The sequence below is a fragment of the Saccharospirillum salsuginis genome (genome assembly GCF_014651855.1).
GTDB classification, from domain to species: domain Bacteria; phylum Pseudomonadota; class Gammaproteobacteria; order Pseudomonadales; family Natronospirillaceae; genus Saccharospirillum; species Saccharospirillum salsuginis.
This window is the reverse complement of sequence record NZ_BMXR01000014.1, coordinates 120,498-131,524: the sequence shown is the minus strand read 5'-3', so window position 1 is coordinate 131,524 and position 11,027 is coordinate 120,498. Positions and strand designations below refer to the sequence as shown.

10 protein-coding genes are annotated in these 11,027 nt (G+C 61.2%); 4 read left to right on the top strand and 6 right to left on the bottom strand.

Annotated features, from left to right (window positions below):
• Positions 1 to 100: 100 nt before the first annotated feature.
• Positions 101 to 1,783, bottom strand: a complete 1,683-nt coding sequence (locus tag IE111_RS21715) for a glycoside hydrolase family 13 protein (RefSeq protein ID WP_189612817.1) — start codon at positions 1,781 to 1,783, stop codon at positions 101 to 103.
• A gap of 369 nt (positions 1,784 to 2,152) precedes the next feature.
• Here IE111_RS21715 and IE111_RS21710 point away from each other — a divergent pair, with 369 nt between their 5' ends.
• The 3 genes from IE111_RS21710 to IE111_RS21700 all read left to right on the top strand — a co-directional run bounded on the left by IE111_RS21710 (position 2,153) and on the right by IE111_RS21700 (position 4,772).
• On the top strand, positions 2,153 to 2,572 hold the full coding sequence (locus IE111_RS21710; protein ID WP_189612815.1) for a rubrerythrin family protein: 420 nt from the start codon (positions 2,153 to 2,155) through the stop codon (positions 2,570 to 2,572).
• Positions 2,573 to 2,826: 254 nt separating this feature from the next.
• Positions 2,827 to 4,170 (top strand): heterodisulfide reductase-related iron-sulfur binding cluster, encoded by a 1,344-nt coding sequence (locus IE111_RS21705; RefSeq protein WP_189612813.1) that lies wholly within the window; start codon positions 2,827 to 2,829, stop codon positions 4,168 to 4,170.
• An 8-nt stretch (positions 4,171 to 4,178) separates the two neighbouring features.
• Positions 4,179 to 4,772 (top strand): DUF3501 family protein, encoded by a 594-nt coding sequence (locus tag IE111_RS21700; RefSeq protein WP_189612811.1) that lies wholly within the window; start codon positions 4,179 to 4,181, stop codon positions 4,770 to 4,772.
• A gap of 21 nt (positions 4,773 to 4,793) precedes the next feature.
• On the opposite strand, the gene IE111_RS21695 is transcribed toward IE111_RS21700, so the two are convergent.
• The 3 genes from IE111_RS21695 to IE111_RS21685 form a co-directional block, all read right to left on the bottom strand.
• On the bottom strand, positions 4,794 to 5,960 hold the full coding sequence (locus IE111_RS21695) for an AAA family ATPase (RefSeq protein ID WP_189612809.1): 1,167 nt from the start codon (positions 5,958 to 5,960) through the stop codon (positions 4,794 to 4,796).
• A gap of 80 nt (positions 5,961 to 6,040) precedes the next feature.
• Positions 6,041 to 6,523, bottom strand: coding sequence for a methylated-DNA--[protein]-cysteine S-methyltransferase (locus IE111_RS21690; RefSeq protein ID WP_189612807.1), 483 nt, complete (start codon positions 6,521 to 6,523; stop codon positions 6,041 to 6,043).
• Positions 6,520 to 7,893: a DNA-3-methyladenine glycosylase 2 family protein gene (locus IE111_RS21685; protein ID WP_189612805.1), complete on the bottom strand. Its 1,374-nt coding sequence runs from the start codon at positions 7,891 to 7,893 to the stop codon at positions 6,520 to 6,522. The genes IE111_RS21690 and IE111_RS21685 overlap by 4 nt, the downstream gene beginning before the upstream one ends.
• A gap of 338 nt (positions 7,894 to 8,231) precedes the next feature.
• Here IE111_RS21685 and IE111_RS21680 point away from each other — a divergent pair, with 338 nt between their 5' ends.
• A complete protein-coding gene (locus IE111_RS21680) occupies positions 8,232 to 8,699 on the top strand; it encodes a lipocalin-like domain-containing protein (RefSeq protein ID WP_189612803.1) in 468 nt (155 codons plus the stop codon).
• A gap of 237 nt (positions 8,700 to 8,936) precedes the next feature.
• Here IE111_RS21680 and IE111_RS21675 read toward each other — a convergent pair whose 3' ends face one another.
• Both IE111_RS21675 and IE111_RS21670 read right to left on the bottom strand, forming a co-directional pair.
• A complete protein-coding gene (locus IE111_RS21675; protein ID WP_189612801.1) occupies positions 8,937 to 10,631 on the bottom strand; it encodes an isovaleryl-CoA dehydrogenase in 1,695 nt (564 codons plus the stop codon).
• A 75-nt stretch (positions 10,632 to 10,706) separates the two neighbouring features.
• Entirely contained in the window at positions 10,707 to 10,964 is a 258-nt protein-coding gene (locus tag IE111_RS21670) for a tetratricopeptide repeat protein (RefSeq protein ID WP_189612799.1), read from the bottom strand.
• Positions 10,965 to 11,027: the final 63 nt, after the last annotated feature.

The following is an 11,027-nucleotide window of genomic DNA, read 5'->3' as shown; positions in this document are numbered from 1 at the left end:
TACCAATTGCGGGTGCCGGAGGGCATTCTAACCAGCATGAACGAGCCTAAAACCAATGTGATGCCGGCAAAAAAATACTCTCACAGCCTCAGTGCCCACCCTACAGCCGGTACACCCGGGCTTCATAGGGTTTCAACCGACCCGCTGTGACGCCAGCGTGCGCTTCCACTTCATGATTAGCCAACACCAGCTTCTCTGAACTCACGGCATCCGCCAAGCCTTCAAACTCGGCCACCCGATCACTCAGGTTACACATCACCAGAAACCGCTCGTCGCCATGCGTCCGCGTATACGCGAAAATCTGCTCATGCTCCCCGAGCACCAGGTCATACACCCCGTGCACCAGGCCCGGATGCTCCCGTCGCAACTGAATCATCCGCTTGTAATAATTCAGCACCGACTTCGGGTCTTCCTGCTGCGCCTCGGCGTTCAGGGTGCGGTGATTCGGGTTGACCGCCAGCCAGGGTTCGCCGGTTGTGAAGCCGGCGTTGGGGCCCGGTGTCCACTGCATGGGCGTGCGTGAGTTGTCGCGGGCGTTGTCGCGCAGGCTGGAGATGATGTCTTCGTCGCCCCAGCCCTGTTCGCGCCACAAACGGGCCTTGTTGTGGATGGCGACGTCGTCGAACTGCTGCAGTTCGCTGAACGGGTAATTGGTCATGCCCAGTTCCTGACCCTGGTAGATAAAGGGCGTGCCCTGCATCAGGAAATACATCGTCGCGATGGCGGTCGCGCTCTCGCGCCAGTATTTCGCGTCGTTACCCCAGGTCGACACGATGCGCGGGATGTCGTGGTTTTCCACGAACAGGGCGTTCCAACCCCGGCCTTCCAGCCCTTTTTGCCAGCGGGTCAGGGTGTCTTTCAGGTGCGGCAGGTTCAGGCCGGCCTCGTCGGTGCTCCACAGCGTCAGTTGTTCGAATTGGAACAGCATGTTGAAGCGACCGGCGTCCTCGCCGACCCAGTCCGGCGCCTGGTCCACTTTCACGCCATTGGCCTCGCCGACGGTCATGATGTCGTAGTGGGCGAAGGTGTTGTCGCACAGGTCCTTGATGTCGTCGAGCACGCCGTCGACATTCATGTGCATCGGCATCGAGGGGACGGCCTTCAAACCGTCGGGGTTGGGCATGTCCGGTAGCCCGTCGACCTTGCGGATGTGGGTGATGGCGTCGATGCGGAAACCGTCCACACCCTTGTCGAGCCACCAGCGCACCATCTCGTAGACGGCCAGGCGCATCTCCGGGTTGGCCCAGTTCAAATCCGGCTGCTTGCTGGAGAATACATGCAGAAAGTACTGGTCTGTGGTCTCGTCGTAGCGCCAGGCGGACTCGTTGAAAATGCTCTCCCAGTTGTTCGGTGGACCACCGTTCTTGCCGTCGCGCCAGATGTACCAGTCCCGCTTGGGGTTGTCCCGGGAGGAACGGGACTCCTGGAACCAGGGGTGTTCGTCGCTGGTGTGGTTCAGCACCAGGTCGAGCAGGATTTTGATGCCGCGACTGTGGGCCTCGCTCAACAGCTGGTCGAAATCGGCCATGGTGCCGAATTCCGCCATGATGCCCTGGTAGTCGCTGATGTCGTAGCCGTTGTCGTCGTTCGGTGACGAGAAGATCGGGCACAGCCAGAGCACGTTCACACCCAGATCGCGCAGGTAGTCCAGTTTCCGGATGATGCCCTGCAGGTCACCGATGCCATCGCCGTTGCTGTCCATGAAGCTGCGTGGATAGATCTGGTAGACAACGGCGTCTTTCCACCAGGGCGTGGCGGGGGGCGGGGTCGATGTCTGGTGCATGGTCGGTGTATTCCTGTCGGTTCGGTTGGGGGCGGATAACCCGCGCCCAGGGCTGTTCGGAAAGGCGTAGATCGCCTGGAATCGGCAGAGAGTAATGAAGCGCCAGCGCTAAATGAACCGACTTTTTTCAACCTTGGGGAGAATCAACCCCCGTCCCTCGGGATTAGACCGGGAGGGATGAATGGTCAATCGGTCAAAAATCGATCAATTCAGGCTATCAAGTCCCCCAATTCTTTTAATTGGTTAAAAACCAGGCAGCGACTATTGTGGAAGGGCCGAGGACCTTCCGTGCTCCCTGCTGTATCACCCACCAGGCCCCCGACACCTTTGACTCCCAACAACGATATAAGATCGAGAACGAGGTGGACCATGCAACTGAAAGGCTCCAAGACCGAACAGAACCTGAAAGACGCCTTTGCCGGTGAATCCCAGGCGAACCGTCGTTACCTGTACTTCGCGGCCAAGGCCGATGTGGAGGGGTACAACGATGTCTCCACGGTGTTCCGTTCCACCGCCGAGGGTGAGACGGGGCATGCCCATGGGCATCTGGAATATCTGGAAGCGGTGGGCGACCCGGCGACCGGTCTGCCCATTGGCGGTACGTCGGACAATCTGAAGTCGGCCATCGCCGGTGAGACCCACGAGTACACCGATATGTACCCGGGTATGGCCAAGGAGGCCCGGGACGAAGGGTTCGATGAGGTCGCCGACTGGTTCGAGACTCTGGCCAAGGCCGAGCGCAGCCACGCCAATCGTTTCCAGAAAGCCCTGGATAACCTGGACGGTTAGGCATTACTCGAGGCAAGAGCCCGCGCCCGCTGGTCGGGATGCTCATGCGGGGTCGCCGTGAATCCTTCCATGGGGGCTTGGCGGCCGTGTCCGACCGCCATGGATGGCGGAAGTGCCGGTTATGCAGGAGCAAAAACCGGCCTGGCGGCCGACACCCCCGCCTGAGCATCCCGACCATCGGTCACTCACCGACAGTGGCATTTCTCTATTGCAACAGCCCAACGCCGTGTGCATGGAGAATGGGAGGTACGGCTATGTCCAATAGCAAACCAACGCGCGAAGGAAGCCTGGAAGCGCCTACGCGCTACAACATTCCCTGGCAGACCGACGATTACTACGACCACAAGAAACTCGATGCCGAGTTGGAGCGGGTGTTCGACATCTGCCATACCTGCCGTCGCTGTGTCAGTTTGTGCGATGCCTTCCCGACGCTGTTCGATCTGATCGATGAATCCGATACGCTGGAAGTCGACGGTGTAGACCCGGCCGATTTCGTGAAGGTTGCCGAACAATGTTATCTCTGCGATCTGTGCTACATGACCAAATGCCCTTACGTGCCGCCCCACGAATGGGCGGTGGATTTCCCGCATCTGATGTTGCAGACCAAGGCGGTGCATTACCGTGAAAAAGGAGCGTCGTTTCGGGATGAAACGCTGACGGGTACCGATCGCATGGGCAAGATGCTGTCGATTCCTGTGCTGGACGTGACCGCCAATGCGATGAACCGCAACACGGGTTTTCGCAAAATATTGGAGAAGTCTCTGAAGGTGCACCACGAAGCGCCGCTGCCGGAATACCACGCTAAGACGATGCGCAAGCGCGTGAAGCCTTTGGCCAAATCACTCGAGGCCAATCCCGTGGGAGACACCACCGGTAAGGTGGCTGTATTCACTACATGCTACGGCAATTTCAACAGTCCGACGGTGGGCGAAGATTTCTTCAAGGTCTTCCAGCACAACGGGATTCACATTGAATTGACGCCCCGGGAACACTGTTGCGGTATGCCCAAGCTGGAACTGGGGGATCTGGAATCGGTGAAGCGGTTGAAAGAGTTCAACATTCCCGTGCTCGCCCGACTCGTCGACGACGGCTACGATCTGACCGCGCCGGTGCCGTCCTGCGTGTTGATGTTCAAGCAGGAACTGCCGTTGATGTTCCCGGACGATGCCGATGTACAAAAAGTGAAAGCGGCTTTTTACGACCCGTTTGAATATCTCTGGCTGCGCCACAAGGGCGGCGCGTTGAATACGGATTTTAAACAACCGTTGGGCGACATCAGTTATCAGGTGGCCTGCCACCAGCGTGTGCAGAACATAGGCCTGAAAACACGGGATCTGTTGCAGTTGATCCCCGATACCACGGTGGAAGCCATCGAGCGTTGCTCGGGTCACGACGGCACCTACGCGGTGAAGCTGGAGACGCGCGACAAGTCGGTCAAGATCGCCCGGCCGGTGGTGCGCAAGGTCGACGAGAAAGCACCGAAGCACTTTACCAGCGATTGCCCCATGGCCGGAACCCAGATCGCCCACCTGGCAAAGGCCGTCGACGCCGCGCCCCACCCGATGACATTATTGCGCCAGGCCTACGGCCTGGAGTGAGGGACCCCATGAACAAACTGACCCACGACGCTCTCTGGCCTCTGGAAGCCTATGCCCGGAAACGCGACGAATTTCGGGCGCAGGTTATGGCCCACAAACGCGACCGCCAGGTTGCCCTGGGCGACCACGTACGCCTGTTGTTCGAAGACGAAATGACCATTCGTTATCAAATCCAGGAGATGCTTCGCATCGAGAAGGTCTTCGAACCCGAGGGCATTCAGGACGAACTCGATGCCTACAACCCGCTGATCCCCGACGGCCAGAACTGGAAGGCCACCTTGATGATCGAATTCGGCGACCCGGCCGTGCGAAAACAGGAACTGGCGAAACTGATCGGCATTGAAGAAGCGGTCTGGATGAAGGTGAACGGTTTCGACAAAGTACACCCCATCACCAACGAAGACCTGGAGCGCAGCAACGATGAGAAGACATCCAGTGTTCATTTCATGCGCTTCGAACTCGCACCGGAGATGGTGCAGGCCGTGAAAGCCGGCGCCGATATCTACACCGGCTGCAACCATTCCTATTACTCCGTGCCGGCCTTCAAGCTCCGACCGGAGGTGCGAAATGCCCTGTCCGAGGACCTGATTGCGCCATCGTAGTGAGAAGGTGAAGAAGGTCTTTTACCGTCTGGGCCAGGACCAGTTCGGCGTGTCCAGCAGGTTTTGCCCCTGGATGAAGGTCTCGCTCAACTCCTTGTCCAGCAGAATCGGGTTTGTCGCGGAATCCCCCTCAAGCACTTCCTGCAAACTCGGTGCGTGGGAGACGACCCAAAGCTGGTTGTCTTCCGCGTACTTACGCATCAGCCGACCCAGTGGCGGTAGCAAATCCGGGTGCAGGCTGGTCTCCGGTTCGTTCAGCACCATCAGCGGTGGTGGCCGGGGTGTCATCAAGGCGGCGATCAGCAGCAGGTAGCGCAGGGTGCCGTCCGAGAGTTCCGCCTGGGTCAGCGATCGCAGTAATCCCGGCTGTCGAAACAGCAACTCGAACCGCCCACCGAAGGACTGGATGCTAACCTCGGCACCGGGAAACGCATCCGCCACGGCGGCGGCCAAGCCTTCGCCATCGCCGATTTCCACGATGGTGCGCCAGGCGGCCGGCAGGTCGTGGCCATCGTCGCTGAGGATGGGCGTGCGTACCGCAATCTGCGGTTGGCGCGCTGGCGAACCGGCGTCGCAGCGGAAATGATCGTAAAACCGCCAGGCGCGCAATTCCTCCCGCAGCATCAAGGCTTCGGGCGCCGCTTTGGGGTCGGCCAACCGGGCCAACAGGCTGTCGAAGGTCGGCAGATGTTGTTCGATCACTTGCCAATGACCGGCTTCGTCCCGGCTTTTGACCATCGGGCCACTGCGCTCGACGATGGCCCGACGCTCGTTCCACCGATCGCCGAACCAGATCGATTCCCGCTTGATCTCCGGGTCCCGACTGAACATCGTCCCGGGTACGGGCGAAGGCAGACCGAACTCGATGGAATACCCGAAGGTGTCCGTCGCGAAACCCAGTTTCAGCGAAACAGCCTCCCGGCGTGGGCCGCCCTGAACCGGATGCTCCCCCTGTTTGACGGAACGCGAGAACGACTCAGGCCCCGCCCACAGCACGGATTCCAGTCCGCCCTCCCGCGCCAGAGCGTGAATGGCGTTGCCCTGAGCCACCTCGCACAGCAGACGTAGGCCACGATAGAGATTCGACTTGCCGCTGCCGTTCGCACCGGTGACCAGGTTGAGCTGCCCCATCGGCAGAACCAGTTCGCGAATGGAGCGGTAGTTGGCGATGGCCAGCGTGTGAATCATGTTCCGGTTCCTTCTGACAGTCCCAGCAGGTTCCGTTAAAGGGGTGTCTCAGTCAATGACCAGGTCACACCGCAGGCTGCCTAGAGCAGGGGTTCCTGAGACAACCCACCCTGCTCAAACGCCAACAACCATTCTTTCTTATCCAACCCGCCAGCGTAACCGGTCAGGCTGCCGTTCTTGCCGATGACCCGGTGACATGGCACGACGATGGCGATCGGGTTCGCACCGTTGGCGGCGCCGATGGCGCGTATGGCGCTCGGTCGGCCGATCAGGTCGGCCTGTTGCGCGTAGTAGCGCGTCTCGCCGTAGGGGATCTTCCGCAGGGCTTGCCAGGCGGCGCGCTGGAAGTCCGTCCCTTTGGGGGCCAGCGGCAGGTCGAATTCGGTACGGTCGCGTTTGAAGTAGGCGGCCAACTGGTCGGCGGCCAGGCGGGTCAGGTCGTTTTCCGGGTGGCTCTCGTCGGTAGCTTCCACAAAGCCAATGGCGGTGATGGCCTGGTCGTCGGCTTCGATTCGAACCCATCCCAGGGGTGTATCCAGATGACTGTAGGCGAGGGTGCTCATGTCAGACTCCAGAGTTGAAAGGTGAGGTAGCTTTGCCAGGGCGAGGCGGCTTCGGGGTCCAAGGCCAGGCCTTCGCGTTCCAGTGTGCGTTTGACGCCCAGGTCCGTGCCCAGCCAGATGTCGGTGTCGCTCAGGCCGCGCATCCGGGCGTACCGGGTGGTCCAGGGGCCGATGCCGTCCAGCGCTTGCCAGCTGTCCGGGTCGGGTGTTCCATCGATGCAGTGTTCGGCCAGGCGCGTCAGGGTGTCGCGTCGACGGCCGGGCATGCGCAGGAAGCCGAGGTCGGCATTGGCGATCTCCGCCGGGGTGGGGAAGAGGGGCGTCGAACCCGAACGCGGCCCGACCTGATCCACCAATTGGGTCACCAGGTTGCGCGCGGCGGACACACTCACCTGTTGCCCCAGAATAGCGCGGATACCGGCTTCGAACGGGTCCCAGATGCCGGGCAGGCGCAGCCCGGGTATAAGCCGGTCGGCCAGCGCCGGTAACTGGCGCAGGTGATCGTCGATGCGCGCGATGTCGGCGTCCAGATCCAGAAGACGGCGGATGTTGCGAACAATCGGTAACAGCGGCCCGGGTTGTTCCAGCTCGATGCCGACCTCGAACCCGCACCGGTCGGGCCGGTGCCGGGCGGTGAACCGGCCGGTCAGCCAACGCCCCTCCGGTTCCGGCCAACGGAACGTGCGGCCGTAGCGGTCGTCCGCGCACCACTCCAGACCCGGGATCAGACGGGCGCTCAGGAAGTCGCGCAGGCTGGACCAGGCATAGGGCGGCCGATAACTCAAAAACAGCGTCAGGCCGGTGGCCGGTGACTCGCCGCTGCGGCGCCTCAATGACGAGGGCGTCAGTTGCAGCGACCGGACGAAACAATCGTTGAAGCGACGCACGCTGCCGAACCCGGAAGCGAGGGCGACCTCGGTGACCGGCAGCCGGGTTTGCTGCAACAGGCTCTTGGCGAACAGCAACTGCTGGTAGAGCGCATACTGCTTCGGGCTGGTGCCCAGCTTGGCCTGAAACAGCTTGTTCAGATAACGCGGCCCGATGCCCAGCCGCTCACTGAGCTGCTCGACCGAGCCCTGGATCAGGGCGCCGTCGTCGATCAGCTTCAACGCCCGCTCCAGCGTGGTATCCGTGCCTTTCCAGGCGCAGGACGCCGGGGCACTGTCCGGCCGGCAACGCAGACAGGGCCGATAACCCCGGTTCGCGGCTTCGATGGCGGAGGCGTAGTAGGTAACGTTCTCCTCCTTCGGCGCCGGAGCCGGGCAGATCGGCCGGCAGTAGATGCCGGTGGTCTTCACCGCGACGAAGAAACGGCCGTCGAAGCGCGGGTCCCGTGCCAGGCGGGCTTGTCGGTAGATGTCCGGGTCCATTGCGGTCGGTCTCTTGAATCGTTGGGTAGGAGTGTACTCCGATAGCGAGATTGGACTAGCCGGAATCGGAACCGAATGCCGGTGGGAAAGCATGTAGGTGTACGTGTACGTAGGGCAGAAGAGCGACAGCGTTATCTGCCATGGGTAACGTATGTGGCCTGTGGATAACCATTGGCTCGGCTTTCTACCCCCGGCGGATAACGCTGTCGCTCTTCCGCCCTACAGTTCGTACTTACCTCATAGGTGTATGGGCTTTGGAAAGTTTGAACGGTGCATCGATTTCGGTTCGGCTCGCGCGCTATACTCGCGGGCACATTCTTATCCGCGAAGGATCTCGCATGAAAGCACTGTTTACTGTTTTGTCTCTGTCCGTCAGCTCCCTGGCCATGGCCGCGCCGGATGCGGATTTGCTGGTCGGCACCTGGAACTGCGGCGCCTCGGAAACCTCGGCCCAGGGGTCGATGGAGATCGACGGCACCGTGGAATACAAGGCCGACAAATCCGCCAACTACGACATGACCATGTCCATGGACCTGACCGAATTGGGCGAGTCTTTCACCATCGCCATGAGCGGCACCGGCACCTGGCGCCTGGAAGGCGATAAACTCGTCTCCACAGCGGAAAGTATGGACGTCAGCAACGCCGGCGAGCCGTCCGAATTCGTCGACATGATGATGCCGCAATTCAAAGCCCAGCAGCAGGCCCAACTGGGCAAGGAAACCCGCAGCACCATCGTAGAACTGACCGAAAACAAGCTGGTAGAACGCCCGGCGGACGGTTCCGATACGGTAGAGTGCACCCGGTAAACCGGCTGCACCGCTGAAAACCTGTAACACCCGGCAATCCGGATGAGCCGCTTAACACCCGTAACACCCGGCAATCCGGCTGCACCGCTGACTTAAACCGTAGGGCAGAAGAGGCCTAGCCGATATCTGCCGTGGGTAGAAGACATTGCCAAGAGTACTTCCACTGGCGTCTTCGACTACCCACGGCAGATATCGCTCCGCTCTTCTGCCCTACCTACCACCCAACACCAAACCCCTTCAAACCACCGGACAAGCCCGCTCAACAATCGCCTTGCAATCCACCCCGTTCGGCAAGGTCCCGTAATTAAACGCCCCCAACCGATCCAACCGCGACCGCACGAACGCATCCGCGACCCCGGCATCCCCATACCGAACCAGAACACTGCCCTGCAAAGCCACCGCCAACCGGTCCACCACGGTGCGGGCCCGATACTCCAAAGACCTCACATCCACAAACTCGTCCTTCAGCGACCCCACGAACCGATCGAACGTCGCTGAATGCCCTTTCCCGGCTTCGATTTCCGCCAGCAACGCATCCAAAGCCTCCGGTTCTTTCTGAATCGCCCGCAACACATCCAGACACTGGATGTTGCCGGAGCCTTCCCAGATCGCATTCACCGGTGCTTCCCGGTAGTGGCGCGGCAGGATGTACTCTTCGACATAGCCCACCCCGCCGATGGCCTCCATGGCCTCGTATGTCAGGTGCGGCGTGCGCTTGCACACCCAGTACTTGCCGATGGGCGTGGCCAGGCGGGCGAACAACAGCTCCTTGCGGTTATCGGCCGAATGATCCAGCGCCTGGCCGACGCGCAGCCCCATCGCCAGCGCCGCTTCGGATTCGATGGCGAGGTCCGCCAGCACGTTCCGCATCAGCGGTTGGTCGTGCAGCGGCTTGCCGAAAGCCGAGCGGCCACGGCTGTGGTGTAGGGCCTGGGCGGTGGATGCGCGCATCAGCGCGGCGGAGCCGACCATACAGTCGAACCGGGTCATCGCCACCATATCGATGATGGTGCGCACGCCCCGGCCTTCCTCACCGAGCAGCCAGGCTTCGGCGCCGCGGAATTCGATTTCGGAGGAGGCGTTGGAGCGATTGCCCAACTTGTCCTTCAGTCGCTGAACGAAAAAGGCGTTCTTGGTGCCGTCCGACCGCCAGCGTGGCAGCAGAAAACAGGACAGCCCCTGTTCCGTCTGCGCCAGGGTCAGGAAGGCATCGCACATCGGGGCCGAACAGAACCACTTGTGGCCGACCAGTTCATAGCGTTCACCGGGGCCGCGCGCGCCGACGGGGTAGGCGCGGGTGGTGTTCGCGCGCACGTCCGAACCGCCCTGCTTCTCGGTCATCGCCATGCCGATGGTGACGCCTTCCTTCTCGAAGAAGGGCACATTGCGCGGGTCGTACTGCCGGGCGGTGATTTTCGGCAGCCAGTCCCGGGCGACGCTCTCCGTGCCCGAGATGGCCGGTACGGCGGCAAAGGTCATCGTTAACGGACAGGCCGAACCGGCGTCGGCGTGCATGTGCAGGTATTCCAGCCCGGCCCGGACCACATGCGCCCCGGCCTTTCGATCGCGCCAGGGCAGCGACGGCACCCCGGCCTCGATGGCCGTGCGCATCAGCTCGTGATAGGCCGGATGAAAACGTACCTCATCGATGCGATGGCCGAACCGGTCGTGCGAATGGAAGGTCGGCGGCACCTCGTTGGCCTGAAAACCGGCCTCGATCAGATCCCCACCGCAGCGCTGGCCGTAGGCGGACAGATCGGCATCGGCCCAGCCGCCGCCGAAGGTGTGTATCCAGTGTTGCAGCGCCCGGTCGCTTTGGTAGACGTTATAGTCTGCCAGCGGCGTCGGCTGATTGAACACCTCGTGCGTTTCAGCCTGGGCGAGATGCTGTTCGCGGTCGAAAGGCGGGTTGGGAGCGGTCTCTTTGTTCATGGCAGGACCTCGTCGAGTAGCGTGATTCGGTGGTGTTTGTCGGCGAGGTTAGGACAAGGCAGCGGGAACGGCCAATTACTCTTCGGATTCAGCGCGTAATAATTCCAGGCGGGCACGAATGGCCGTGGATTCGGGCTTTTCCACCAGGGCTTTTTCCAGCAGACGAATGGCGTCTTCCGGCTTCCCGAAGCTTTCCAGCATATCGGCCTGTTCCAGAATCAAAGCTTCGGACCGATCCCCCCGATTGCGTTGCTTCATGCGGGCTTCGATCATCCTCAAATAGACGATCAACACCAGAATCAGCATGATCGCGCCCAGTCCGGCGAATTCCATGGTTCCGGCTCCGGTGGTTGTGTAAGGGGTTAGTTTAGACCGAGCCACAGTCGCGCGCGATGC

What these genes read in the sequence shown, in the direction of transcription:
- IE111_RS21670 (WP_189612799.1), bottom strand. Translation starts at nt 10,964, where the DNA reads ATGGAATTCGCCGGACTGGGCGCGATCATGCTGATTCTGGTGTTGATC.
- IE111_RS21715 (WP_189612817.1), bottom strand. Translation starts at nt 1,783, where the DNA reads ATGCACCAGACATCGACCCCGCCCCCCGCCACGCCCTGGTGGAAAGAC.
- IE111_RS21690 (WP_189612807.1), bottom strand. Translation starts at nt 6,523, where the DNA reads ATGAGCACCCTCGCCTACAGTCATCTGGATACACCCCTGGGATGGGTT.
- IE111_RS21710 (WP_189612815.1), top strand. Translation starts at nt 2,153, where the DNA reads ATGCAACTGAAAGGCTCCAAGACCGAACAGAACCTGAAAGACGCCTTT.
- IE111_RS21695 (WP_189612809.1), bottom strand. Translation starts at nt 5,960, where the DNA reads ATGATTCACACGCTGGCCATCGCCAACTACCGCTCCATTCGCGAACTG.
- IE111_RS21675 (WP_189612801.1), bottom strand. Translation starts at nt 10,631, where the DNA reads ATGAACAAAGAGACCGCTCCCAACCCGCCTTTCGACCGCGAACAGCAT.
- IE111_RS21700 (WP_189612811.1), top strand. Translation starts at nt 4,179, where the DNA reads ATGAACAAACTGACCCACGACGCTCTCTGGCCTCTGGAAGCCTATGCC.
- IE111_RS21685 (WP_189612805.1), bottom strand. Translation starts at nt 7,893, where the DNA reads ATGGACCCGGACATCTACCGACAAGCCCGCCTGGCACGGGACCCGCGC.
- IE111_RS21680 (WP_189612803.1), top strand. Translation starts at nt 8,232, where the DNA reads ATGAAAGCACTGTTTACTGTTTTGTCTCTGTCCGTCAGCTCCCTGGCC.
- IE111_RS21705 (WP_189612813.1), top strand. Translation starts at nt 2,827, where the DNA reads ATGTCCAATAGCAAACCAACGCGCGAAGGAAGCCTGGAAGCGCCTACG.